This window comes from Paenibacillus sp. FW507-14B1B (assembly GCF_058781425.1).
This window is the reverse complement of the sequence record NZ_JBYSWS010000001.1, coordinates 1,186,792-1,210,407: the sequence shown is the minus strand read 5'-3', so window position 1 is coordinate 1,210,407 and position 23,616 is coordinate 1,186,792. Positions and strand designations below refer to the sequence as shown.

The following is a 23,616-nucleotide window of genomic DNA, read 5'->3' as shown; positions in this document are numbered from 1 at the left end:
ACGATGGATGAGTTAAAGAGAGGCACTACTTTTCCTTACGGAGTGATGTTTGAGAAGCAGGATATGCTCGAACGGCTGGATATTCGGATTTCATGGGGACATTATGAGATTCATGTATTAAGGTTTCATCTTACGAAATTCCCTCCGGGAAAAGTGGTTGATTTTCATAACCATGCCGAATTCGAATTTCACTTTATTCCAAGAGGAAAAGGTAAGGTAATTCTCGAAGAACAATCTTACTCTTTATCGGAAGGAATGTTCTATCTAACAGGCCCTGGTGTTATGCACTATCAGGAGGCAGATGCGCAGGAAGATATGGATGAGCTCTGCTTGCACGTGAATATTACAGAGAAAGCAAGAGATGAAGTGGACCCGTGGGAAGCCGCAGAGGCGGAGGAGTGTATCGAGAAGTTACGACAGCTTCCTCTCATTCCAGCCTATGACTCGCATAAGGCGATGAGTTGTTTTCTTGAAGCTTATCAAGCATGTGATGGTAAATTCGCAGGCTACTATACTTCTATTAAACATTTAGTGGTTAGTATTTTAGTGAAAGCAGTAAGAGCCTACGATTCTGATGGGATTCGAGTAGAGGCGCCTGTGAGGGATATGCTCTCCTACCGTTACCAATATGCCATTCATTTTATGGAGGCTAATTATTCGGCTAGTCTTACACTGGAAAGTGTAGCGGAGAAACTGAATATTAGTCCTAGGCAGTTACAGCGGGTATTCAAACAGGTGAATCCGAGCAGTTCATTCAGCAAAGTGCTTGAGGATATTAGATTGGAAGCCGTATGCCGAAGGTTAGAGGAAAGCTCCTTACCGATTGAGCAGATCGCACAACTTGAAGGGTTTACGAATGCCACCTATTTACATGCTGTGTTTCGCAAGCGAGTGGGCATGACGCCTGGCGCTTATCGCAAGGAACAACAAAACAAAAACTATGAAAAGTGAAGGTGATTAAGAATGAGTAAAGTATATCGTGTAGGAATTATCGGATGTGGCGGTATTGCAAACGGAAAGCATTTGCCTAGCTTAAGCAAGTTGAAGAATGTTGAGCTTGTCGCTTTTTGTGATATCGTTGAAAGTCGTGCAGAAGAAGCAGCGAAGAAATTTGGTACAGACGAAGCAAAAGTGTATGCTGATTACGCAGAGCTTTTGAAAGACAATACGATTGATATTGTTCATGTTCTTACACCGAATGATGCTCACGCTGAAATCTCTATCGCTTCACTTGAGTCCGGTAAGCACGTCATGTGTGAAAAGCCAATGGCTAAGACGGCTGCTGAAGCAAGAAGCATGGTTGAAGCGGCTAAGAGAACGGGTAAAAAACTCACGATTGGATACAACAACCGTTATAGACCTGATAGCTGGCATTTGAAGCAAGTATGTGAAGCGGGAGATCTTGGTGATATCTATTTTGCCAAAGCACATGCAATCCGTAGAAGAGCTGTACCTACTTGGGGCGTATTCTTGGATGAAGAGAAGCAAGGTGGAGGTCCACTTATCGATATCGGAACCCACGCACTTGATTTAACACTGTGGATGATGAATAATTATAAGCCAAAAGTTGTTTTGGGAACAAAGTATCACGAGCTTGCGAAAAAAGAGAATGCAGCAAATGCTTGGGGACCATGGGACCCAGAAAAGTTCACTGTAGAGGATTCAGCATTCGGTATGATCGTTATGGAAAATGGAGCAACTGTTATGCTGGAGTCCAGCTGGGCTCTTAATTCCCTCGAAGTGGATGAAGCGAAGTGCAGCTTGAGCGGTACCGTTGCTGGCGCGGATATGAAGGGCGGTCTGCGTATTAACGGAGAACAGCACAGCCGTTTGTACACGCATGAAGTGGATTTGAAGTCTGGCGGAGTCGCTTTTTATGCAGGTAGTTCGGAAAGCGATGCAGATATTGAAATGAGAAAATGGATTGAAGCGGTTGATCAAGATCTTGAGCCGGTTGTAACACCTGAACAAGCTTGTGTCGTTTCTGAAATCCTAGAAGCTCTTTACGAATCCGCTCGCACAGGAAAAGCTGTTTACATGAATCAGGGGTAATAAACAAGGGAAGCATCTTAACTTATCGAAACAACATCAAGAGACTTATTAGCGCATTAGATGCTGATGTATTAAAAAGGAGCTGTGTATCCATGACAACGACCAAACACGCTATCGTAATTGTAGGCTTTGGCGGTATGGGAAACTACCATTCTAAATTGATTAAAGACAATCAGAAAGTTGAAGTTACTGGAACTTATGATGTTTTGGAAGAACGGCGTAAAGCGTCTGTGGAAGCGGGTTATCCTGCTTACGAGAGCTATGAAGCTGTTCTCAATGACCCTAAGGTAGACGTTGTTCTTATAGCTACACCGAATGATGTGCATAAGGAATTGGCAATTAAAGCTTTTCAGGCAGGTAAGCATGTGATCTGTGAAAAACCGGTGACCCTTTCCGTAAGTGACTTTAAAGAAATGCTCGCTGCTGCGGATGAAGCTGGCCGGGTACTTATGGTTCACCAAAATCGCCGCTGGGATGAGGATTTCTTGACCATCAAGCAAATGTACAATGAGAAGACGGTTGGGGATCTGTTCCGAATCGAATCCAGAGTTCATGGAGCTAATGGAATACCAGGAGACTGGCGTCATCTTGAAGAATTCGGCGGAGGTATGCTCCTGGACTGGGGAGTGCATCTGCTGGATCAGATGATCTTCATGATTGACAGTAAGATCACGAGTCTGAGCAGCCGACTTAGTTTCATTCTAGGCGATGGTGTAGATGATGGATTTGAGGCTTATCTTCAATTCGAAAATGGTGTCTCTGCTGTAGTCGAAGTAGGAACGACGAATTTCATCACATTGCCTCGCTGGTATGTGAAAGGTACCGAAGGAACGGGTATCATTGAAGATTGGTCCATGAACGGTCGTATCGTTACTCGAAATCAGGATGCTGTAAAAGTGGAACCGAAGCCAATTCAAGCAGGGGTAGGTTTAACCAAGACGATGGCCCCTCCTTCAGAAGAAGCAACCATTACGGGTGCACTTCCGGAAGCGTTCCGCCAACCTAGCAGCTTCTTCGATAACTTCGCAGATGTTATAGAAGGCACAGCAGAACCAATCGTTAAGAATGAAGAAGTACTGCGCGTACTGAACATTATTGAAGCTGTGTTTGAATCGGCTAGAACAGGCGAAACGTTGAAGGATTTTGATATATATCCTGCATAACCTGAAAAATTAGTCCACATTAAAAAGTACCACTGCTCTCGAAATTTATTCAGAGAGCGGATGGTACTTTTTTTATGGGAAGTTGTATGATCGATATTCCAAATAAAAAAAATGTTGAATTTTCAATCCGAATATTCTCGATCTTTGCGCCGTATGATGGGATGAACATATCGCGAAGGGGGAAAATGTGTGGTATTGAAAGGACACAGTAATGGATTAATGAGGTGGCTTGTAACAATTATGGCATTATGTTGGCTGCTAAGTACTTCAATCGTCAACGCCTCAGATTCCGAAACCGCATTGGATCCAGTAATCGACACAGTAACGATTAGCGAAGATGCCAATCCGGCTGGAGAGATGGAGATGGCTAGCGAAGATGCAAGTACCGCAGCCGATATGGAAACGGATCGTGAAGATGTAAATAATGCATTTGGTGGGGCAGTGACAGCGTTAAGCACTGGTGGGGTCTCGGTTACAAATATTGCGAATAACGGTGGCAATTACGGAACAAGTACCCTTAATAAAGCAATCGACGGAAATCCGGCTACGCACTGGGAGACGGGCACGCCGAATTCCTCCAGCTTTACGAACAAGGTTACTTTCACTTTTGATCAGGTGTACACCCTATCAAGAATCGAATACCTCGTTCGTCAAGGTGCGGATTGGAAGGGATTTCCACTTCACTACAAATTATATGCAAGCGCTACCGAAACAGGTGAGAATTTTACTCTTTTCAAAGAAGATACTTATGTTTCAGCCATCGGCACGTCCATCGAATTTGAATTTCCAAGCATCGATGCCCGCAGAGTCCGTTTGGAATTCGTTCAAGCGAAAGAGAATTGGGCGAGCATCGCCGAAATCTCCTTTCATCAACCGGATGCCCTTCGAGATCAATTTAAGCAGGTCTTTACGGATCAAACCTATTCGAAATTAACCCCGGCTTACAACAACACATCGTCCATTCAGAACTTGATTAATATAGCGAGCGGTCATCCTGATGAGAGTAAGTATGTACCGATTCTGAATGACGCGCTTACCCTGGTCAATCAACCAACGGCGTTTGATAGCAAGCTCTATACTGCAATACAGCGTGGCAATATTAATCAAGAAGCGAGCCGTGGACAGATGGATTCAAGACACACCATGGTTCCTACAGGCTACTATGTCACGCCTGGAGAAACGCTTCGTGTCTATGTAAAAGCTGATTATAATGGAATCCTTCCACAGCTTGTGTTAGGGCAGGCATTGACCGTAGGAGGAAACTGGGGAAGCTGGATAAAAGTCTACGATCTGGTGCCTGGGATCAACATCATCAAAGCTCCTCCATTAGCCGTTGATGACACGGATGGAAGTAAGATTAGACCTGCAGCAATCTATTTGCAAAACCAAGCCTATCCAAATCAACAGCCCTACGCGCCTCAGATTCGTCTTGTGGGTGGGACGAAATTCCCAATGTATGTTCATGGGGTAACTAATGTGAACGATTTCATGTCAGAACTTACAGCCTATGTAAGTAATGTGGAAAACAATGACTTATATTTTGATTACGATACGATCGTAAGTTCAGGGCAACCACCTAAATTCTACAACATCATGGAGCTCGTAACCGATAATACCATTACGACCACAAGTGCGAGAGCTGCACTAGAGGGGCTTAATGAGCAGTTTACCCAGAGTGGTCAGACCATAGCTGATACCGCAGAGACTTGGGAGAGATTCTATAGAGTTATGAACGAATATTCTGGTTTTGATGCCAACGACCCGAATCCTCTTCACCATGCGCCGAACAGCATGATGATGTCTAGATTGTTTACGAAGGGAGCTCATGCTTGGGCCGGCGGTGGACTTACAGGATATCAAGCCTATGACGATTTAAATAATGGTCCGCGTACGGGCGGATTTGCCAAAGAACTCATTCAGGTGGTTGGTCCTGGAGGAGGATGGGGCGAAGCTCATGAATGGGGACATATCTTTGACAACTATGCTATTGAAATTGGCGAGATTACGAATAATATGTACGCCTTACGTATGGAACGCGAGTTCGGCCTTGCTTCAAGAATAGAACGCGAAAACCGCTGGGATACCATGAGAAGGTTCAATGAGGGAGAAGCGGTCGAACTGAGTGTATTCGAACAAACAGCGATGAATTATCAGCTTGAGATAAAGTACGGCTTAAATACGTTATATCCTTTAGTTAATCGTTATTTACGCGAAGAATCTTTAAAAGGAACATTTGCAGGATTAGACAAATGGCAGACGATGGCGGTTGCAATGAGTCGTGTTATTGGTGTGGATGTCACACCACACTATGCGCACTACGGCAAATCCATGGATCTTCAAAAAGTTCGTGATCTGGTAAGCGGACTGCCTGTACTGCCGGACAAAACTTGGCTTATTACCGACAAGTCCCGTACGCTTGGGAATTTCGTCAACGGAGCGAAACCGCAAATTACATCGGTAGACCGTTTTGATGTAGGCGTAGAGCTAACCCTCGGAATAAATGAACCTTCGAATACAGTGCTTGCCTATGAGATTTATCGAAATGGAGTGCTGCTCGGGATTAGTTATGGTTCAACTTTCGTAGATATAACGGCTCAGCCTAATCAGGTCTATGAATATGAGGTTATCGCTTATGATGGCAAAGCAGTCGCTTCACCAAAGAGCGACAAATATTTGCTTCGCGGTAAAGCAGCTTCCATCTTTGCAGCAGATTGGACATTCAACGCAACACCTGCTGCACAGTCGGCATTCCCGCTTGCGAATGCTTTTGACAAGAACACGGGGACTTTCTTCGAGTCACTCAAACAAAGTGGTAATAAGACGATTACCATTGATATGAAAAAGGAGTTCTATATCAAAGGCTTTTCCTATGTTGCAAGACCATTTGATCAATGGGATGAAGGTATGTTAGTTAACTATAACTTCTACGTGAGTCTGGATGGAACGAACTGGACGAAGGTAATCAATAATGGTACTTTACCTAATCCGAATGCTAGAGGGAACAACTATAACAACATTAATCTGCCTACCATTACCAAAGCGAGGTATATTAAGCTGGAGTCCTTGTCTGTTGTGAATGGTACAGCGCTTGCGGTAGCTGAATTCTCAGTCACGGGAAGTGAGACATTATTTGACCCGAGCGGCACGTACAAAATTATTTCCAAATCAAGTGGGAAAGCAATTGGTGTTCAGGATGGTGCAACGACAAATGGTTCTCAGGTGAAGCAGTTTACTTATACGAGTAAGGATAGTCTGCACTGGAACATTGTCCAGAACTCCAATGGTACCTTCAAGCTTGTCAATAAGCTGAGTGGTAAGGTGGCGGATGTGAACGGTGGCTCGACTGCGAACGGCGCGAATATTATTGTGTATGCTGATTCGGGAGCAGCTAATCAACAATGGCAGCTTTCTATAGGAACACAAGGCTATTACACAATCACAAGCCAACATAGCGCCAAAGTCATGGATGTCAACGCGAATTCAATGCAAGATGAAGCGAATATTATTCAATACGCACCAAGCGGAGCGAATAATCAACAGTGGAGTATTGTACGAGTGGATTAGTAAATAGAATAGACCCAGATCAGCCGATATTTGGCCGATCTGGGTCTTTGCTGTATTATCAAACGATGCAATTTGCTTATAGCGTATCTGTTTTTAGATCAAGCCAGTTCATTTCATCCGTTGTGAGATGGATCAGTGCGCCTTCCTCACAGGAGCGCAGTTCTTCTTCACTTTGAGCTCCGATTAGTGCGCATGTTGGAAATGGTTGATTGAGTACATAAGCGAGTGCAATCTGGATTGCAGTGGCACCTTTGGATGCACCAAGCTGCTTAGCACGTTCTAGGCGCTCCCAATTATCGTCATTGTAGAATACACGGACAAGATCCGCATTGTCACGGATTTCTGGTGAGAATCTTCCGGTGAAGAATCCTCTAGCTTGTGAAGACCAGGACAGGAGTGGAAGCTGCTGCGCTTCATGCCATGCACATGTTTCTTCATCTGCGGACACACAGCCAGACCAGAAGGGCTCATTGGGCTTAGCTAGACTGAGATTTGGGCTGCTAAATGAGAAGCCGGCAAGTCCATACGCATCAGCATATTCGTTCGCAGCTTGAATGCGTTGCCAGGTCCAATTAGATACCCCAATCGCACCAACCGTTCCAGCTTTCACATATTCATTCAAGGCTTCTACAATTTCACCAACTGGTATATTCGGATCATCCCGATGAAGAGCATATAAATCGATGAAATCGGTCTGCAGGCGTTCAAAGCTTGTTGTAATATCTTCACGAATGTGTTTGGCAGTAACACGGGGGCCGTTTTGATCATGATGAGCGCCTTTGGTTAAAATGACCCACTCATCCCGGTTCCCTCTTTCCTTCATATAGCGCCCGATGACTTCTTCACTCTGACCACCACAGTAAATATGTGCGGAATCAATAGAGTTACCACCACTGGCAAAATAAGCATCTAGGTTGGCAGCAGCTTTCTCATAGTTGTCATGATAAAAATAATCAGAACCCTTCATTAAAACAGAGACAGGTTTATTCAATCCTTTAATGGATATCGTGTTCATATTCTCCTAACTCCTTTCAACTTTAGAGTGTGACTCTAATTCGTTCATGGGCAGAGCGAAGACATGCATCGATGACCTTCATGTTGTTTATAGCATCATCGACTCCGTATCGAATCGGCGCGTTATTCAGAACGACTTTAGCGAAATGATCTCCCTGTTCACTATAGGCATTTACAGATGGAACTGGCATCTCTTTACGTTCACCATTCTGGGTAAGAAAGATGCTGGCACCATTAGCTGGGAAGCTATAAGCGTGAGGTACTTCAATAATTCCTGTAGTACCGATGATCTCCAGTGGATTCCGCCCTGCAGCCCACATACCGCAATCAAAAGTGAGTCCTACATTCCCGTCAAATTCAATCAGGCCAGAGGCCATCATATCTACGTTATCATGTTCTGGGGAGAAGAAGGCTTGGACTGTTACAGCTTCAGGTTCAGAACCAAGTAAGATTCGGGCAGCGTTGATCGGATAACAGCCGATATCGTAGATGGAGCCGCCTCCCCAATCTTTTCGGAAACGTACATTCTGAGAATTACCTGAATTATTAAAAGTAAAGGAACTGTGAATTGCACGAATCTCACCAATAGCTCCTGAATCAAGCAAATCTTTAATGATATCGTACCGCGGATGATAACGGTACATGAAAGCTTCGCTTAGATGAACACCTGCCTTTGCTGCAGCTTCCACCATGTCAACTGCTTCGGCTTCCGTTAGTGCCAGTGGCTTCTCACACAGAATATGCTTTCCAGCTTCTGCGGCTCGGATCGTCCATTCCTTATGTAGATGATTCGGCAGAGGAATATAAACAGCATCAATACTAGAGTCTTCCAGAAGTTCTTCATAACTACCGTAAGCTTTCGGGATTTGAAGTTCTTCCGCTGTAGTTGTAGCTTTATCAATATCGCGGCTCGCGATAGCTGTTACTTCATTTAATTCGGATTGTTTAAGGCCGGGAATAACGGCACCCTTGGCGATATTGGCGCAGCCTAAGATACCCCATTGTAGTTTGCGACTCATAAGAGATAATTCAGCTCCTTCGGATGAATTAATATTATATTGCGATTATATTAGACAGGAATTAAAATTAATATAATATTATTTTGCAGTCACTTATAACAATATTGTCATGGAGATGCGATTCGAATGAAAAGACAAATTCATCTGCTAACACTACCGCAAATGCCATTTTTTTGTTTCCCGGAGTCGGTCGGTATTTATAGAGATGAACCTGATCATCGTGTTTTTCGAAAGGCTGGGGCACTGAATAACTTCAATATTCACTATGTAGCTTCTGGCAAAGGATATGTAGAGGTAGATAATAAAGTATATGAGCTTGGGGCGGGGGAGGCGGTACTGTACTTACCGATGCAGACCCAGCGATATTACAGCAGTGAAGATGACCCTTGGGATGTGAGGTGGATCCACTTTTATGGAAGTGGTCTGCAAAATTATTTCATTGAGCGGGACTTTCATAAAAGTCAATTGTGGAGTTTACGTCACCCAGCTACATTTGAGCAAGCACATGAGGCACTGCTTCTAGAAGCTGAAACGCATCGAATGCTGGATTTACCGCATCTATCAACGCTAACCTATGCTCTACTTGCGGTTTTCGTTGAACAAGCTTCTCCTTTAACCGGAAATAAACACAATACCTCGGGCAAGCGTATTCTGGAGCTGCTTCCTATGATGCAGCAGGAGGCGGCAGAGCCATTCATTTTAGAGGAATGGGCAGAGAGGCTTGGGGTTAGTTCGTATTATTTTTGCAAATTATTTCGAAGTGTCATGGAGATGACACCGATGGATTTCATTACACGCTGTCGTCTTCAGATGGCCAAGCAGTGGTTACTTGAGAGGAAGGATATAACGATTGGCCAGATTGCAGTAGATGCCGGATACCCAAGTGTCAGTTACTTCAATAAGCGATTTATGGAGCATGAGGGGATGACACCATCCGAGTACAGACGATTATATGAAGTGTAATACTTGAAATGAAAATGATAGAAACAGCAATAAGCACCTGTATATCGAGCGGATTATCGCCGCTTACAGGTGCTCTTATTCCTCAGGATTCACACATGATCATGATCCTGAGTCCGAAATGTTAATCTAAAAGATTAGTAGGAAGATAGATTTTGTAGTATATGCTGGCTACCTCGTTCTAACACCATTGGATAGAGCTTTACTTTTTCTGGTGACATTGCTTTTACTTCCTCATAGGCAGCTGCGGAAGCATAGATGGTGTCCGATCGCTCGAGCTGTTGAAGTAAATGTTCAGTATCGTTGATACTAGAAATATAAGAATGGATGTTGGTTAGACCAGCTTCTTGAACCCGGTTTACCATCCACTGTGCGCCGGCTCTGCCCAAACATACAAATGTAACGTTACAGCCGGATTTAAGTTTAGAAATATCGAGAAGTGCTGACATGTCAACGGAAGCCCCGATGATGTGTATTTTTTTGTCCAGCTTTTTGAGTAGGTCTTTCACTTCGGTATCATGATTTAGAGTCGTGATGATATGCGTAAACGATTTAAGCGCCTTCATTTGATCCTTTACGGAGCCTCTCAAATCCTCTAAAAAGATAGAATGAACATCTGCACCCGTATAGCGCCTGATCGCTTCTAGGTAGAAAGGGTGATCATGCTCTTTGCACTCTATAAAAAGGATGTGTGCTCGTTCGTGTTTCACGTGATCTCTCATGAGAATGAACGCAAGTGATGCTGTGAAAAATTCATCCAGCGAAATACCCTTCGACTCCGCATCTTCAATCGTACGCAGAATCAGTTCATACATTGGTTTTCTACGGTGGGATAGGTCCTCCACACATTGGTTATCTAGGACTTTTGTTCCTCGTCCCGCGAGCATGGATACGATCCCTTCGTCTTTTAACTGGTTATAGACCATATTCACGGTGTTACGGTTTACCTTGAGCTGCTCTGCTAAATTTCCTGCAGCCGGAAGTAGATCCCCTGGCTTAATATGTCCAATTCCAATTAACCATTTAAGCTGTTCTTTGACTTGGGTACTAACACTGAAGGTCGTATTCGGATCGACTTTAAGGATAAAATCATCATTCATATCCAACATTCCAACCTCTTTTCATAGACCGGTAGTTATTTAACTGTAACGAATTACGAAGGACTAAGCAAGAAAAACTGTTGACAGACAAAGTAAAGTTCGTTTAAATTACAAACAACCAAATAACTAGTTAATTGTATATTATGGAGGAGTTAGATGAAGAATAGCGTGTTGGTTAGCTTACGAAGTGTCTTGAAGAGCAATAGTCCGTTAACAGTTCATCCGAGAAATATGATCATCGGTTTTGTGGGAGGTGCGATGTCCATTGGACTACTTGCCTTATTTTCCTTGAATGGTCATAGTATCTGGATTATGGCGCCTTTTGGTGCGAGTTGTGTCCTTGCATTTGGTGTATGGGATGCGCCGCTATCACAACCAAGAAATATCATCGGTGGACATCTCGTGTCTAGCTTGATCGGACTTTCGGTTCTACATTGGTTAGGCGATGGCATTATCGCTATGGCTGTCGCTGTTGGCGCTTCGATTAGTCTTATGCAGCTGACCCGGACGACTCATCCTCCTGCTGGTGCAGACCCATTAGTCATCATCATGTCAGGAAGCAGCTGGTCTTTTCTTCTGACACCTGTGCTTGCGGGTGCTTTGGTTATTGTTCTCATCGCACTCGTTGTGAATAATGTGGTTAAGGATCGAAAATATCCTACCTTCTGGTGGTAGATATCAGGAATGAGAGCAAAGGCTCATGACAGCACAATTGCTATAGTGTTGATCCAACTTAAAAAAGGCAGGTTCCAATTGGCCAATGTATGGCTTTTGGGACCTGTCTTATTTTAATTCTAATAAAATCCGAAAATAAGTTTACTATTGCCGTTAGCAAGCGAAGAAATCACATGAAATGGGAAGTAAGATGTATTTATTGTTACATCGAACTACCTTTTATAGGAGGCTAAGCGCATGAACGGGAAATTAAGTGAAAATGAAGTGCAGTTTTATCAGAAGAATGGGTATCTTCTCTATAAGCAGCCGTTGTTCGGTGCAGAGAAACAAGCAGAGCTAACGAGTATATTTGAAGAACAATGGGAACTTATCGGACGGAAGCTGAATAGTGAACTTGATACTCCACATTTTCGAGATGAGCGGCTGTTGAAGTTTCTGTTAAGTGATGAGGTCCTTGATCTGGTCGAGCCTATCATTGGACCGAATATCGGTCTTTGGTCCAGCCATTTTATTGCGAAGGAGCCGCTGAATGGCAAACAGACGCCATGGCATGAGGATTCGGCTTATTGGGAAGGTAGACTCGACCGTTTCGATAAGATTGTAACCGTATGGCTTGCGATCGACCCAAGTAATAAGGAGAATGTGTGTATGAGGGTAATACCAGGTACACATAAGAATGGATTTTCTGAGTACGAAGAGGTAGACAGTAACGAGAACATTTTCTCGACAGAAATCAAGTCCAGTTCCATCGATGATTCAAAAGCTGTATATTTTGAGCTGGAGCCAGGAGAGTGCTCCCTGCATGATTCTAGAATTATTCATGGTGCTCCAGCCAACAAAAGTCCTCATAGACGATGTGGTTACACGATGAGATATTTCTCTACGGAGGCGAAAGTGCTACCGGAACGTAATGAGAATTTTAAGGTCTGGTTGGCACGGGGGAAGGATATTGCTGGGAATTCATTTGTGAACACTTAATATAATGCACGGAAGGAGACGGGGAGATGTTAGACAACACCCATACACCAGAGAGATTGAGGAATGAGCATTTTCTGAACATGCTGTCTCCTTTTCGGATTTTTCAACATGAGATTGATCATCCGATTCCTACGCATTGGCATGAGTTTTTCGAATTAGCTTTCGTCATATCAGGCGAGGGTAACCATGTGATGAACGGCATAACTCAACCTATTCGACGTGGGAGTTGCTTTCTGTTAACCCCCGCTGATTTTCATGCCATTATTCCCGCACGAGGCCAGTCGATACAGCTTTATGATGTGATTTTTTTGGAACAATTTATTCGGGAACAAGTGATTGATCTATTGTTCGAAGGGCGGACACAGTATGTTCATACGTTTAATACCGAGGAAGCGGACTTGATTGAGCAAGAATATATTCGGCTATGGGAGGAGTCTGAGAATCCTCAGAAGGGTGGGGAGCTTATCAGGCAGGGTGGCTTGGAGCGGATATTAATTGATCTAGCCCGAAAATGTCCTGCTTTATCCGCATCAATCACAAAGAACCCTATGGAGCAAGATAATATGAACCAGATGAATCCACTGATACGAAAAGCACTTCTCTATATTCACCATCATTTCAGAGAGCCTCTAACGTTAAGAGAAACGGCTGAAGTGTGCGGACTGTCGGCTAATTATTTCAGTGAGTGTTTCCGAAAATATGCGGGATTTACATTCCAAAGTTATGTTTTGAACCAAAGATTATTGTTTGCGAAAGCGTTGCTACAGACGACAAAGTTGCCGGTGACGGAGATATGTTATGCTTCTGGATTTAATACGATGGCTCATTTTGAAAGAGCTTTTAAGAAAAGCTTTGATCTATGTCCAAGGGACGTAAGAAAAGGTTAACCTTGCTGTAAGACCTGACACAAATCATGTGTCAGGTCTTTTTTTTGATACACGGAGATTTACATCTTTCATTTATTGCTTTGGCTTATACTCCGTTGGGGATTGACCGGTCCAGCGGCGAAATTGTCTAGAGAAATGGCTCGCTGATCGAAACCCCAGTTTCTCTGCAATATCGGAGACAGACAGATTTGTTGTGACAAGAAGCTCTTTAGCAGAATTGAGTTTCTGACGGCTTATATATTGTCTTGGAGATAGACCATATACTTTAGAGAAAAGTTTACTGCACTGGCTTCGGCTGAGATTCAGTTCTTTGGCTACACCAGCTACGGACATTTCATCATTTAGGCCTTGAGACAATTTCTCTTCAATGGCATGAGCTACATCTGTGGCTGGTAAAGGACCATCTCTAGTGGGGGCAATCGGTGGTGCTGGTAGTTCTCGCAGTAAAGTAAGTAAATCATGGATGATTAGCAAGGTATAAGATTGAAGTAGCAACTTATCTTCGAAGCGGAACTCCGGAGCTGACTCTTCTCCGTCCTCTGCATGATTACGCTGTACGATAACCTCTAACTCTTGAATGTGAGAGCTAAGCTTGGTGCGCTTGGCTATATCGTGAGGGATATGCCGATAAGGTGCACTAGCCAGCATACTACGAATCTCTGGAACGTCGAGATCGAAGTGAACGTTGAAATACCCGTAAGGCAAATCTGATTCATTGATCAATTGATGTCGGACGCCTGATTTAATAAGAAGCCAATCTCCCGTATGTAACGTAATAGTATCCCGATTTATCTCTTGAACGACTTCGCCTTCAAGACAGAAGAGAAGCTCAAATAGGTGATGGTGATGTCTTGGGTAATACCATCCTGGTGGATGAACACCGAAATGGCAGCCTGAGACTTGTAACGTGTTTATTAAATAGGGGAATTCAAATAAATATCCCATTGGAAGCTCCTTTTTAGGTCATGACGTTCTAATCTTATTTCTTGATACAACTATCATAACATCTGTGAATGACTAGTAAATGTTTATTTGGCACAAATGGTATAGAACATGCCCCATTTGGAGATTGAGGGTTTGCTTCATTTCATGGATGATAAAAGTGAGCGTTTTCAACGTAAAGAAAAATAATGAGGTTTTTGTTAATTATACTTTTTGGAGGGATAAACTTGGCACAACTAACAGTGGCGAATAAACAATTTCAATGGGAAGATAAACCGTTACAGATTATCTCGGGTGCGATTCATTATTTCCGTGTAGTTCCTGAATACTGGGAAGACCGTCTCTTAAAACTGAAAGCTTGTGGATTCAACACGGTTGAAACCTATTTAGCTTGGAATCTACATGAGCCTGAGGAAGGACAGTTTTGTTTTGAGGGTATTGCAGATGTAGAGAAATTCGTTCGGACCGCTGAAAAGGTTGGTCTACATGTCATTTTGCGACCGAGTCCATATATTTGTGCAGAATGGGAGTTTGGTGGACTGCCATCTTGGCTGCTCCGTTATTCGGATATGAAAGTTCGCTGCATGGATGAGCAATTTCTGAAAAAGGTTGATAGATATTACGATGAGCTCATTCCGCGCCTGGTTCCTCTGCTTAGCTCCAATGGTGGACCGGTCATTGCGGTTCAAATTGAGAATGAATACGGTAGTTATGGCGATGATCATGACTATATTAATTACTCGAAAGAGGCTCTTATTAAGCGTGGTATTGATGTTTTGCTCTTCACTTCTGATGGTCCTGGTGATGGTATGCTTCAAGGTGGAACGGTTCCTGACGTACTTGCAACTGTGAATTTTGGATCTAGACCTATCGAGGCATTTGAGAAGTTAAGAGAATACCGTTCTGAGGATCCGCTTGTCTGCATGGAGTTCTGGAATGGATGGTTTGACCACTGGCTCAAGCCGCATCATACGCGTAGCGCAGAAGATGTTGCGAAAGTGTTTGACGATATGCTGCAAGCAGGCGCATCCGTGAACTTCTATATGTTCCACGGTGGAACGAATTTCGGCTTTTATAATGGTGCGAATTATGGTGACAAGTATGAAGCAACAATTACGAGTTATGACTATGACTCCCCGCTATCCGAGTGCGGAGATGTTACTGCTAAGTTTGAAGCTGTTCGCAGTGTTGTCGCCAAGTTTAAAGGGGTAGATGTTTCAGAGTTACCTGAGTTGCCAGCACCGTTGCCGAAGAAGGCGTATGGTATTGTTTCCATGACCCAACAGGCTGATTTGCTTGAACAATTGAATCAAGTCTCTGACCCTGTGAAGCGTGTAACCCCTGTTTCGATGGAAGAGTTGGGTCAAAGTTATGGATTTATCGTCTATTCAACTCAGGTGTCTGGACCGCGTTCAGGGGAAAGCTTGTACATTCAAGAGGTTCGTGACCGTGCTCAGGTATATCTGGATGGAGTATACCAAGGTACAATTGAACGCTGGAATCCGCAAAGTTTACCGTTACAAATTCCTGCTGAAGGTGCCCGCCTGGACATCGTGGTCGAAAATATGGGACGTGTTAACTATGGTCCGAAGTTGTGGGATCATAAAGGAATTACCGAAGGCGTTCGTTTGAACAATCAGTTCTTGTTTGATTGGACGATCTATCCATTACCATTAAATGATACCTCCGCAGTTACGTTTAGTGATATTGCAGACCTTGAGTCTAGCAGAACAGATCGCCCGAACTTCTATAAAGGTGAATTCAATGTCGATGAGACTGCTGATACATTTGTTCGTCTAGATGGATGGGGTAAAGGTGTACTGTGGATTAATGGCTATAATCTTGGCCGTTATTGGGAGCAAGGTCCTCAGAAGACGTTATATCTACCTGCTCCATTGCTCAAAGAAGGTCTTAATGAGATCGTTATTCTAGAGCTGCATCATGCTGAGAAACCTCAAATTGAGCTGGTTGATGCACCGGATTTAGGATAAAGGCATATGTAACTTATGCCGTAATAGAAATACACTTCTTAGAATAGTAGTTGGAAGAACCTCCGGGTTTAACTGATAATTCTAGGGAGTGTGTTTTTTATTTCAACGAAAAGATCAGAAGTTTAAGAAATTCAATTTCATGTTAAATAAAAGGGCGGAGCTATCTAAGGATCGTTAGATTAAATAGAAATACAAAATAAGCGTCAGGATCTGGAGTTAAAACTAGAGTTAGACACCGAATATACGAATTAGAAATGCGTAACAGATGCTAAGTATTGAGGAGACGATTTACTTATCGGCGATCAAGGAACTTTATAATGAAGAGAGAGCATAACGAAAATTAAACAAGCTGACTCCTTAAGTAAAGGAGTCAGCTAACTGATATTCAGAAGAAATTCGGGGCCAACAGTGATTGGAAGAATGATCCGCATTCGTAGTGATGCCTGGACTATCAAATTTCACCAACTAACATAGGTGATTTTCTAGAGACTTTTTTATTTCATGCTCCCCAGACTCTCGGCATCGGCATAGACTCTTTGCCAAGCTCTGCGGATATGTATTTCAGCATGAGTTCAGACTTTAAGGATGCAAATGCAGGGTCATCCCATAAATTATTTAGCTCTTGCGGGTCTTCCTGCAAATCAAAGATTTCGCCATATGTTTGATTATAGTACACCGTAATTTTATATCGTTCATTCACATAAGTCTTCTGATGGATCGTGGTAGGTTCATGTCGGAACTCGCAGATAGCATGGTCTCTTACAGACGCTACAGATCCGGTCCACACCTTACTCTGATCAACACCTGTCATAGCGTAGGGGATAGGGATATCACACAAGGATAAGAATGTAGGCGCTAGGTCCACTAAAGATTGAATGGCCTCGGATGTTTTTCCCGCCGGGACATGTCCTGGATATCTGACGATGAAAGGTAATTTGATGAGATCTTCGTAATGGAATCCGCCCTTCGCCTGCAGTCCATGCTGACCGAAGAAATGCCCATGATCCGTGGTGAATACAATAACCGTGTTATCGGTAAGTCCGAGTTCATCCAACTTATCGAGGATCTGTCCGATATATTTATCCATCATGCTGATCATACCGTAATACGTAGACATTTGTTTTTTCTTAAGGGAGTCATCCAGCTTTACATTCTTGCCATAGCCATAGTATAGATGTGAGTGATAACCGTGAATTCCCTTACCACTTTCGCTTAGATGAGAAAAGTCCGGTTTCTCTTCTTGTGTCATTCCGAAATGTGGAGGGTTCTTCTCATGCTCTCCAGGAACAATGTCAGGAACCGTTAAATCCGCTTCATCGTACATTGTATCCCATGGTTCAGGAACTAAGTATTCAGGGTGAGGATCAAAAAAACTAGACCATAGGAAGAAGCTCTCATCTTCTTCTTGATATTGTTCTAGTAGAGCATTGGTGCGTTCAGCGATCCATGTATTGTAATGATATTCTTCAGGAATGGGCCATTTGTAAGATATGTTCGGATCCATCGTCCCCGTTGGAGCTAGGAAGTAATCTCGCCAGTTCGTGCATCCTTTCTCTTCCATCCATAATACATAATGCTGGCCGACATGTGCCTCATTCGTATGGTTCCTTGCAAGTTCAACATGATCGAATCCATAAAAAGGTTCTTTAAAAGCTTTCCAGTAATCAAGATCCTGCATGAGCGGATAAGACTCTAAAGAAGGAAACTCATCTGTCGAACGAAGCTGCTGAAAATGAGCCTTCCCAATTAGAGCGGTCTTGTAACCAGCTGCTTTAAAGTCTTCACCCACGGTATGACGGTCTTCAAGGAGCTTCGTTCCAAGTGTCCAAGCACCGTGTTGACTTGGATACATTCCAGTTATAATGGAAGCACGGGTTGGTGTGCATGTCGGATTGGGACAATAAGCCCTACCAAAAGTCGTTCCTTCTCTGGCTAGACGGTCTAGATTAGGTGTACTGATCTCATCGTTGAACATGCCAATCGTATTCCAATGCTGTTGATCACTTGTAATAAGTAAAATGTTCAGTTTCTTCATAATAAATGATCACCTCCATCACTTATTCTAGCGATTGATAAGGTATAGAAGAATGGCATCTTGTAAGGTGAATTTATCATTTTGTCAGGTGGAAACTTGAAAAACAAGGGTGGATTGTATGCAGGATTATGGTCACGAAATTGCAGAGTACCTTTACTATTTACCAGAATCTTTAGATAAGGAAGGGGTTTTCTGGCTGCTAAGAGCAGGTATAATGACGGCAAAGCCAGGATATTATGCGGGGCCGAAGCGTATTAGCAGCTATAGTATGCATTTTGTTAGCAAGGGGAGGGTGATACTGGAATATGGCCGGGAGCAGGTTGTACTGGAACAAGGAGATATCTTTTGTCTATTCCCCATGCAAACCTATGTTTACCGTGAATCTGAAGATACGGATAATCTGGAGATGTGCTGGCTGAACATGGATGGGCCGGGAATGGAACAAATGCTGAAAAGATCAGGCTTCACACCGTCCTTGCCTTACGTACAGAATCGATGGACTCAGTCCTTACAGAATACGATTAATTCTATTATCGATCGGATGAAGCAAGATAAACCCATAACATCTGCCTTACGCTTAGAAAATCAAAGTCTGTTATATCAGCTATTCTCACAGCTTCTGGATGGAAGTTGGGAAGAGTCGAATACAGAGCCTGACAATTGGTTGAAGCGGAGCATCGAATATATTGAAATGCATGCAGCCGAAGGGATCTCGGTACAGCAGGTAGCAGAATGGGCAGGGGTTAGTCGTACGTATTTTTCCACAATGTTCTCGAATCAGACGGGGATGACACCGATGATGTATATTACTAAAGTTCGGATGGATCGAGCGATGCGCATGCTCGTGGATACAGATTGCTCGATCACGGAAATAGCCTATACTTTGGGATACCCGACGCTCTATTCCTTTACAAGAGCCTTTAAGAACAAATTTTCCCTATCTCCAACCGAATACCGCAGTCATTCAAAGTCACTACATACGATTCGAGCTCCTAAAGAATAAGTGATGATCCAGTTAGAGCGGGTAAAATAACATCTTTAATACCCAATATATGGAGAATTGACGCATTTTTCACCGGTTTTGATTCTAAAAGACTGTATATATCAGGATAAGATTACTGGTCTTTATTATAGAAGAAACTCATAAGTAGGTGTATTTAACCATGATACGGAATGTTGAATTATGGAAGAATGAAGAGAGTCCCGGTGCGGGACTCTCTTCTTATTTTTAGTGACATCCTAATTATTTACAATCCTTTAATGACGCGGTTTATGGCGTTTTGCATGTCGTACTTTGGTATCAATTCTGTAATATCTATGGATAATGATGTAAAAAAGACCGGAACTTTAACAGTTTTTCGGCGTTTAACTAATCGATTCAAGAAAATTTTCTGAAAACTGTATCTCTTTTTAACGCGATTTACATCCCAATGTTCCCTGTTCTACCTATAGCTGATGCGGGAACAGAGGTTGTTAATCGATGCAATGAAAATGAGAACATGGCTCAGAGGATTTCTTTTGAATTGCTGACAAATAGGTGTTCGGGCTGATTAGGGCAGGAGAGAATCCTGTTGCTTCTTTTTGCCTACGATGGTGATTAGCAAAGTTGGTAAATCAGGTGCATAGCGCTGAGGACGTTGTCAGACGTAGAATTGCCTGTATAGCTGTTGCCGACAAGCGCAGCACAACAGACCGAAGAATTTTGAAGAAAATGAAGAAGGTGAGTTGAGAAAGACAATGAGCAAAAGAAAACGATGGATGCTGCTAGGTATGCTAACCGTCGTACTGCTCTGTGGTGGTGCCGCCATTTTTGGATATCTTCAATCCTCATTAACGACGTTCGCGGATGCTGATGGGAAGAAGATGAAATTCAAAACAGAGGGTACAAGCTTTCTTCTATACGGTGAGGATGAGCAGTGGAACGATATTTTTGTGAAAGGCGTCAATCTGGGAGCTACGGTTCCAGGGCATTTCCCCGGAGAGCTTCCCGCGACGGAAGAGGATTATCTCCGCTGGTTTAAACAGATTGATGATATGGGAGCAAACGTTATACGGCTGTATACCGTACACAATCCGGTTTTCTATTCAGCACTTGTGAAATATAACCGGAATAAAGGTGAAGACCCGCTTTACTTTATGCAAGGCATATGGTCACCAGAGGAGCAGCTCATCGAACAACAAGACGCTTATGCGGACAATATTCATCAGATGTTTAAGGATGAGATCCGAAAAGCGGTAGCTGCAGTGTACGGTGATGTCACGGTAGAAGCGAAGCACGGGGCATCAAGCGGCAAATATAAGACAAACGCAGGGAAGTATTTAATGGCGTGGCACGTTGGTACCGAATGGGACCCGGCCATGGTTAAAAATACGAATAACAAGCATAAGGGTGTTTCTCTTCACAAAGGTGCTTATTTCTCCGCGGCACCAGAAGCAAGCCCTTTTGAGAATTGGCTCGCTGGGCTTCTCGATTACACAGCTACGGAGGAGCAAAAATATGGCTGGCAGCATCCGATAACCTTTACGAACTGGGTTACAACCGATGTACTTGAGCATCCGGGAGAGCCATTGTTTGAAGAGGATATGGTTTCTGTAGATGCCAGACACATAGAACCCGTGAATTGGGATGCAGGGTACTTTGCTTCCTATCATGTTTATCCGTATTATCCTGATTTCTTCCGGACGGATAAAAGCTTACAGACGATTTCTGACGGGCAGGGAGGCTTCAACACCTATAAAGCGTATCTACGAAAACTCAAAGCGGAATATAAAGATATGCCTATTATGGTGACGGAGTACGGAGTTCCTTCCTCTATGGGTGTCTCCCATCATGGCCCTGGAGGTCGTGATCAAGGTGGGCATGATGAACAGGAACAAGGTGAGATCAACGTATCCTTGACGAAGGACATCTATGATGAAGGCTACTCAGGCGCGATTCTATTCATGTGGCAAGATGAATGGTTCAAGAAGACATGGAATACGATGCCCTTTGAACTTCCAGCGGATCGTCGGTCGTTCTGGCTGAATGTGCTGACGAATGAAAAAATGTTTGGTGTTCTAGCCATGCAGCCTGGCAAAGAAGAGCAGATTACTATCGACGGTAATCTGGAAGACTGGGATGAACTGCCTAAAGAAGAAGTTACGCATTGGGAAGGCAAGACCGAGGGTGTGAAAGAAATGCGGATAACTCACGATGAGGCATACCTCTACATTGGGATGAAGCTTGATCAAGCGTTTGACCCGAAGCGCTCTAAACTGTATATCGGTGCAGATACGATTGATGGCGGTGAATTGCCCGAGGAAGAGTTGGCAGGTCGAACCATAACCGGTGGCGGACTAGAGGCATTAATCGAATTAGGCCAAGATCGTGAGTCTCAGGTTAAAATAGCTCCATCTTACGATTTTCATCAGCGTCTTTATGGAAAAGACGGATATTGGATGCTTCCAGAGGAGGAAGAGGGCGCTGGTTCTGATCGTTCAAATAAGCGAATCCAGTTCAACGAATGGAAGCTGGGAATCAGCTTATTAATGAATCCACCGGATACCCGCTTTGCTCATCCGTTTGTCGATGAGAAAGTCGGACTGCTGAAGCGAGGGTCAAGTGATCCGGAAGCACAGGATTTCAGTTCACTTTCGTCATGGCAGTATCAGGGTGACACTGTAGAGATGCGAATTCCGTGGATGCTTCTGGGATTCTCAGATCCAAGCTCGCTGCAAGTCATTGATTACAGCCCAATCGAGGATCGTAGAACATTTAAGACAACAAAGATTGAAGCGATAAATCTGTTGCCGTGGATTACGGAGCGGGCCAAAACGGAGCAATCTGAAAGTAGCACCTCTACGAAGCAATTAACAGAGGGTCAATCAGGTGAAGTACTCAGTTTGGATAACGCCGCTACCTATACATGGGAGCCATGGGAAGCAGTCAAGTATAGTGAACGCTTGAAGCAAAGTTATTATGCGATGCAGGAATTTTTCAACAAAATACCTGATATACGCAAAGAATAATAGAGATGAGAAGGAGGAACCATCGGATATGTTTTCAAATTTAGCCTTGGCTTATATGTTTATCTATGTCTGTCTAGGCATGATCGTGTTCGGCATAATCCTGTTGTTCCAAATGAAAGTGAAGCATAATGCTGAACTTAGGCAAATAGAGCAGTACACTGAGAAACATCGTGATTACTTCATTTACGTGCAGGCTCATCTGCATGACGAAGTTACACTTGAACTTCCACCAGGGGTACTTAAACCGCTGGAACGTAGAGTGATTCAAGATAAATTCATGGAGTGGATCGAACAATTTAAAGGCGATGCACGGCAGAAACTGATTGGTTTGTGCAGTGAAGCTGGATTTGTTAGTCAAGAAATACGTGCCCTTTCAAGTATTCGGTATGGTCGCCGGATCGAATCAGCTTATCGACTGGGTGGCATGCGGGCAGAAGAAGCGGTGCCGGCTCTTGAAGCATTGCTGGATCGAACGAAATATGGACCACAGACGATCATTATTGCTCGGGCTATATCCAAAAGTGCATCTCGTCCGGATCAGATTCGTGCGATGCTTGGGAAGCTATTATCTTATAACAAACCGATTCACCATATGGCGGCAGATATTCTGCTGGAAACTCAGCTTGATTCAGCTTCGCTGATCCGTAAGCTGCTTGATGATCCGAACCCAGACTTAGTGAAGATTGCTTTAGTTGCCATGTGGGGACAAGCCGTACCTTCTGTCGTTCCTGCACTTAATCGACTTGTTGGATCTGACCAGAAAGATGTACGCGCTGAAGCAGTCAAGCTGTACCTTAGCTCCAATCCAGCTTTAAAAGACGAGACTATAACACAGCTGATGAATGATGAAGAGTGGGAAGTAAGAGCAGCAGCAGCGAAAGCGCTTGGTTTACTTCATGCGGCAGGTAGTATACCCCTTCTGACCGCTGCACTTGAGGATGAGAGCTGGCATGTTCGTAATAACAGTGCTGAAAGCCTATCTTTACTTGGAGAGCAAGGCTTTGAAGTTCTATGCCAAGTAGCATCTACAGGGGTGGGAGTCGCGAGGGAGACAGCAATCCACCGAATTGAACGAATGATGGATAAAGAGAACAATCATAAAGCCGTTGAGCAGATGGTTGCATTTAACAAGAATAAATTGATGTATGAAAGTTATTTCGGCATGGAGCCGAACAAACGGACTGTACAAATGGCAAGAGTAGGAGGGGATTCCACTGCTTAGAGATAT

General features: G+C 43.6%; 17 protein-coding genes. 12 read left to right on the top strand and 5 right to left on the bottom strand.

Annotated features, from left to right (window positions below; all coding sequences use genetic code 11):
* Nucleotides 1–3 precede the first annotated feature (3 nt).
* From AC3WJJ_RS05775 to AC3WJJ_RS05760, 4 genes are all read left to right on the top strand, one after another.
* Complete coding sequence (locus tag AC3WJJ_RS05775) at nucleotides 4–951, top strand: cupin domain-containing protein (protein WP_492538763.1); 948 nt, start codon at nucleotides 4–6, stop codon at nucleotides 949–951.
* Between the two features lie 12 nt (nucleotides 952–963).
* Complete coding sequence (locus AC3WJJ_RS05770) at nucleotides 964–2,052, top strand: Gfo/Idh/MocA family protein (protein WP_422660635.1); 1,089 nt, start codon at nucleotides 964–966, stop codon at nucleotides 2,050–2,052.
* 92 nt (nucleotides 2,053–2,144) lie between these two features.
* Nucleotides 2,145–3,215, top strand: a complete 1,071-nt coding sequence (locus AC3WJJ_RS05765; protein ID WP_492538760.1) for a Gfo/Idh/MocA family protein — start codon at nucleotides 2,145–2,147, stop codon at nucleotides 3,213–3,215.
* Nucleotides 3,216–3,404: 189 nt separating this feature from the next.
* The gene (locus AC3WJJ_RS05760; protein ID WP_492538758.1) at nucleotides 3,405–6,779 is read left to right on the top strand and encodes a discoidin domain-containing protein; all 3,375 of its coding nucleotides are present in this window, start codon (nucleotides 3,405–3,407) and stop codon (nucleotides 6,777–6,779) included.
* Nucleotides 6,780–6,855: 76 nt separating this feature from the next.
* Here the strand turns inward: AC3WJJ_RS05760 and AC3WJJ_RS05755 are convergent, their stop codons facing one another.
* Both AC3WJJ_RS05755 and AC3WJJ_RS05750 read right to left on the bottom strand, forming a co-directional pair.
* The gene (locus AC3WJJ_RS05755; protein ID WP_492538756.1) at nucleotides 6,856–7,794 is read right to left on the bottom strand and encodes an aldo/keto reductase; all 939 of its coding nucleotides are present in this window, start codon (nucleotides 7,792–7,794) and stop codon (nucleotides 6,856–6,858) included.
* A gap of 22 nt (nucleotides 7,795–7,816) precedes the next feature.
* Nucleotides 7,817–8,812, bottom strand: a complete 996-nt coding sequence (locus AC3WJJ_RS05750; RefSeq protein WP_492538754.1) for a Gfo/Idh/MocA family protein — start codon at nucleotides 8,810–8,812, stop codon at nucleotides 7,817–7,819.
* A gap of 126 nt (nucleotides 8,813–8,938) precedes the next feature.
* Here AC3WJJ_RS05750 and AC3WJJ_RS05745 point away from each other — a divergent pair, with 126 nt between their 5' ends.
* On the top strand, nucleotides 8,939–9,775 hold the full coding sequence (locus tag AC3WJJ_RS05745) for an AraC family transcriptional regulator (RefSeq protein WP_492538752.1): 837 nt from the start codon (nucleotides 8,939–8,941) through the stop codon (nucleotides 9,773–9,775).
* A 134-nt stretch (nucleotides 9,776–9,909) separates the two neighbouring features.
* Here the strand turns inward: AC3WJJ_RS05745 and AC3WJJ_RS05740 are convergent, their stop codons facing one another.
* Nucleotides 9,910–10,872, bottom strand: coding sequence for a GntR family transcriptional regulator (locus AC3WJJ_RS05740; protein WP_492539602.1), 963 nt, complete (start codon nucleotides 10,870–10,872; stop codon nucleotides 9,910–9,912).
* A gap of 156 nt (nucleotides 10,873–11,028) precedes the next feature.
* On the opposite strand from AC3WJJ_RS05740, the gene AC3WJJ_RS05735 reads away from it, so the two are divergent.
* The 3 genes from AC3WJJ_RS05735 (at nucleotide 11,029) to AC3WJJ_RS05725 (ending at nucleotide 13,412) form a co-directional block, all read left to right on the top strand.
* Nucleotides 11,029–11,547, top strand: coding sequence for an HPP family protein (locus AC3WJJ_RS05735; RefSeq protein ID WP_492538750.1), 519 nt, complete (start codon nucleotides 11,029–11,031; stop codon nucleotides 11,545–11,547).
* Between the two features lie 237 nt (nucleotides 11,548–11,784).
* Nucleotides 11,785–12,525, top strand: coding sequence for a phytanoyl-CoA dioxygenase family protein (locus AC3WJJ_RS05730; protein WP_492538748.1), 741 nt, complete (start codon nucleotides 11,785–11,787; stop codon nucleotides 12,523–12,525).
* A 26-nt stretch (nucleotides 12,526–12,551) separates the two neighbouring features.
* The gene (locus tag AC3WJJ_RS05725) at nucleotides 12,552–13,412 is read left to right on the top strand and encodes a helix-turn-helix domain-containing protein (protein ID WP_492538746.1); all 861 of its coding nucleotides are present in this window, start codon (nucleotides 12,552–12,554) and stop codon (nucleotides 13,410–13,412) included.
* A 72-nt stretch (nucleotides 13,413–13,484) separates the two neighbouring features.
* Here the strand turns inward: AC3WJJ_RS05725 and AC3WJJ_RS05720 are convergent, their stop codons facing one another.
* Nucleotides 13,485–14,357: a helix-turn-helix transcriptional regulator gene (locus tag AC3WJJ_RS05720; protein ID WP_492538744.1), complete on the bottom strand. Its 873-nt coding sequence runs from the start codon at nucleotides 14,355–14,357 to the stop codon at nucleotides 13,485–13,487.
* Between the two features lie 224 nt (nucleotides 14,358–14,581).
* Between AC3WJJ_RS05720 and AC3WJJ_RS05715 the strand changes: the two genes are divergently transcribed.
* Complete coding sequence (locus AC3WJJ_RS05715) at nucleotides 14,582–16,345, top strand: glycoside hydrolase family 35 protein (protein WP_492538742.1); 1,764 nt, start codon at nucleotides 14,582–14,584, stop codon at nucleotides 16,343–16,345.
* A gap of 499 nt (nucleotides 16,346–16,844) precedes the next feature.
* On the opposite strand, the gene AC3WJJ_RS05710 is transcribed toward AC3WJJ_RS05715, so the two are convergent.
* Nucleotides 16,845–18,380, bottom strand: coding sequence for a sulfatase family protein (locus AC3WJJ_RS05710; RefSeq protein WP_492538740.1), 1,536 nt, complete (start codon nucleotides 18,378–18,380; stop codon nucleotides 16,845–16,847).
* A gap of 118 nt (nucleotides 18,381–18,498) precedes the next feature.
* On the opposite strand from AC3WJJ_RS05710, the gene AC3WJJ_RS05705 reads away from it, so the two are divergent.
* The 3 genes from AC3WJJ_RS05705 to AC3WJJ_RS05695 all read left to right on the top strand — a co-directional run bounded on the left by AC3WJJ_RS05705 (nucleotide 18,499) and on the right by AC3WJJ_RS05695 (nucleotide 23,610).
* A complete protein-coding gene (locus AC3WJJ_RS05705; protein ID WP_492538738.1) occupies nucleotides 18,499–19,383 on the top strand; it encodes an AraC family transcriptional regulator in 885 nt (294 codons plus the stop codon).
* A gap of 734 nt (nucleotides 19,384–20,117) precedes the next feature.
* Nucleotides 20,118–22,388 (top strand): hypothetical protein, encoded by a 2,271-nt coding sequence (locus AC3WJJ_RS05700; RefSeq protein WP_492538736.1) that lies wholly within the window; start codon nucleotides 20,118–20,120, stop codon nucleotides 22,386–22,388.
* A 28-nt stretch (nucleotides 22,389–22,416) separates the two neighbouring features.
* Nucleotides 22,417–23,610 (top strand): HEAT repeat domain-containing protein, encoded by a 1,194-nt coding sequence (locus tag AC3WJJ_RS05695; protein ID WP_492538734.1) that lies wholly within the window; start codon nucleotides 22,417–22,419, stop codon nucleotides 23,608–23,610.
* Nucleotides 23,611–23,616: the final 6 nt, after the last annotated feature.

What these genes read in the sequence shown, in the direction of transcription:
- AC3WJJ_RS05765 (WP_492538760.1), top strand. Translation starts at nt 2,145, where the DNA reads ATGACAACGACCAAACACGCTATCGTAATTGTAGGCTTTGGCGGTATG.
- AC3WJJ_RS05705 (WP_492538738.1), top strand. Translation starts at nt 18,499, where the DNA reads ATGCAGGATTATGGTCACGAAATTGCAGAGTACCTTTACTATTTACCA.
- AC3WJJ_RS05775 (WP_492538763.1), top strand. Translation starts at nt 4, where the DNA reads ATGGATGAGTTAAAGAGAGGCACTACTTTTCCTTACGGAGTGATGTTT.
- AC3WJJ_RS05750 (WP_492538754.1), bottom strand. Translation starts at nt 8,812, where the DNA reads ATGAGTCGCAAACTACAATGGGGTATCTTAGGCTGCGCCAATATCGCC.
- AC3WJJ_RS05695 (WP_492538734.1), top strand. Translation starts at nt 22,417, where the DNA reads ATGTTTTCAAATTTAGCCTTGGCTTATATGTTTATCTATGTCTGTCTA.
- AC3WJJ_RS05755 (WP_492538756.1), bottom strand. Translation starts at nt 7,794, where the DNA reads ATGAACACGATATCCATTAAAGGATTGAATAAACCTGTCTCTGTTTTA.
- AC3WJJ_RS05720 (WP_492538744.1), bottom strand. Translation starts at nt 14,357, where the DNA reads ATGGGATATTTATTTGAATTCCCCTATTTAATAAACACGTTACAAGTC.
- AC3WJJ_RS05745 (WP_492538752.1), top strand. Translation starts at nt 8,939, where the DNA reads ATGAAAAGACAAATTCATCTGCTAACACTACCGCAAATGCCATTTTTT.
- AC3WJJ_RS05740 (WP_492539602.1), bottom strand. Translation starts at nt 10,872, where the DNA reads ATGAATGATGATTTTATCCTTAAAGTCGATCCGAATACGACCTTCAGT.
- AC3WJJ_RS05710 (WP_492538740.1), bottom strand. Translation starts at nt 18,380, where the DNA reads ATGAAGAAACTGAACATTTTACTTATTACAAGTGATCAACAGCATTGG.
- AC3WJJ_RS05735 (WP_492538750.1), top strand. Translation starts at nt 11,029, where the DNA reads ATGAAGAATAGCGTGTTGGTTAGCTTACGAAGTGTCTTGAAGAGCAAT.
- AC3WJJ_RS05730 (WP_492538748.1), top strand. Translation starts at nt 11,785, where the DNA reads ATGAACGGGAAATTAAGTGAAAATGAAGTGCAGTTTTATCAGAAGAAT.
- AC3WJJ_RS05700 (WP_492538736.1), top strand. Translation starts at nt 20,118, where the DNA reads ATGAGCAAAAGAAAACGATGGATGCTGCTAGGTATGCTAACCGTCGTA.
- AC3WJJ_RS05725 (WP_492538746.1), top strand. Translation starts at nt 12,552, where the DNA reads ATGTTAGACAACACCCATACACCAGAGAGATTGAGGAATGAGCATTTT.
- AC3WJJ_RS05770 (WP_422660635.1), top strand. Translation starts at nt 964, where the DNA reads ATGAGTAAAGTATATCGTGTAGGAATTATCGGATGTGGCGGTATTGCA.